General features: G+C 41.3%; 3 protein-coding genes. 2 read left to right on the plus strand and 1 reads right to left on the minus strand.

All coding sequences use genetic code 11. The features are described 5' to 3' along the window. The first annotated feature begins 107 nt into the window (after positions 1 to 107). Complete coding sequence (locus JSN25_RS05435; RefSeq protein WP_051594495.1) at positions 108 to 734, plus strand: DUF6680 family protein; 627 nt, start codon at positions 108 to 110, stop codon at positions 732 to 734. On the opposite strand, the gene JSN25_RS05440 is transcribed toward JSN25_RS05435, so the two are convergent. Next, positions 731 to 922: a toxin-antitoxin system HicB family antitoxin gene (locus JSN25_RS05440; protein WP_085049118.1), complete on the minus strand. Its 192-nt coding sequence runs from the start codon at positions 920 to 922 to the stop codon at positions 731 to 733. The genes JSN25_RS05435 and JSN25_RS05440 overlap by 4 nt on opposite strands. A gap of 126 nt (positions 923 to 1,048) precedes the next feature. Between JSN25_RS05440 and JSN25_RS05445 the strand changes: the two genes are divergently transcribed. Beyond that, positions 1,049 to 1,339 (plus strand): SymE family type I addiction module toxin, encoded by a 291-nt coding sequence (locus JSN25_RS05445; protein WP_085049119.1) that lies wholly within the window; start codon positions 1,049 to 1,051, stop codon positions 1,337 to 1,339. The last annotated feature ends 3 nt before the right edge of the window (positions 1,340 to 1,342 follow it).

Here is a 1,342-nt window from a genome sequence, read left to right on the forward strand (position 1 = left end):
ATTCGACTCCTGTGATCTCCGCCAATTATAATAATATTTAATTCCTAATTAAGATTATATCCATTAATTCAATACCATTTATATCTATAAATTTCACAGGTGAAATAATGAGTGGTTTATTCGGCATGGAATACAAAGATATTGTAATGACAGCAGCAGTAATAATTGGCCCCATACTTGCTGTAGAAATACAAAAAATATTAGAGCAATTTCGTGAAAAAAAACAAAATCGCTTATATATATTTAGAACTTTGATGTCAACCAGATCACAAAGACTCCATAGAGATCACGTACAAGCACTAAATATGATTGATATCGAATTCTACGGACGGAAAATTCCATTAATTAAGACACGGTATCAAACAAGCAGAGAGCAGGCAGTAACCCATGCCTGGAAAAGCTATAACAATCACTTAAACAAAGCAAAAGAATACCCTGATATAAATATATGGATATCAAAATCCGATGATTTATTCACCGAGCTTTTATATACGATCGCACAAGCCATGAATTATGACTTTGATAAAGTACAATTACAAAGAGATTGTTACAGACCGATAGCTCATGGAGATTTAGAAACCACTCAAGCTAACATATTAAAAGGTCTTGAAGATATATTTTCTGGTAAAAGTTCTTTACCAATGAGTATAACGAATATCCCTTTCAACGGGACAAATACAAGGGATCAGGAAGCTCAGATGGGTAGCCAAGACCTTGATAGTAATAAGCCCTAACCTTTTGGCTCAATTCCTTTATGACGCAGCTCCTCTCTCGCCAGTTCCTTTAACCAACTGGCGAGACTTACCCCTTCTTCTGCCGCCACAGCATCCAATTGCTCCTTCAATGCCGGATCAATACGCATTTTGAACTGCGGTGATTGACCGCCGCCTTTTGGTTTTTTTTCGCGCGATATGATTGACATGGGGCCACCTATCCAATTATCTTAATCACATAGGAGGCCACCTAAAAACCTCCTACACTAGCAACGCCCCGATGTGCGGGAACACAGCCGGAGCGTCTAACCTCACCAACTATCAAGGAGTTGATTATGGCTGATTCGCATTCTACCCCAGACACCAACCAATCCGGAACCGAGCGTTCGCTAATTGTGGGATATCGCCCGAATGTTTTCGACAAATCCACGCCCAAAATCATTCTCTCCGGCAAGTGGCTACGCGCGGCGGGATTTGATACCGGGCAACAGGTTACCGTAAAAGTGATGAACGGTTGTATCGTCCTGATGGTCTATGGCGAACAGGAGCAACGGTTGCAAAATGAGCTGAAAGAGGCCAGTCAGAAGCTGAACAGAATCGAGAGCACGCTGGCGACTCTCCAGTGAAGT

The organism is Citrobacter cronae (assembly GCF_016893685.1).
Classification (GTDB): Bacteria; Pseudomonadota; Gammaproteobacteria; order Enterobacterales; family Enterobacteriaceae; genus Citrobacter; species Citrobacter werkmanii.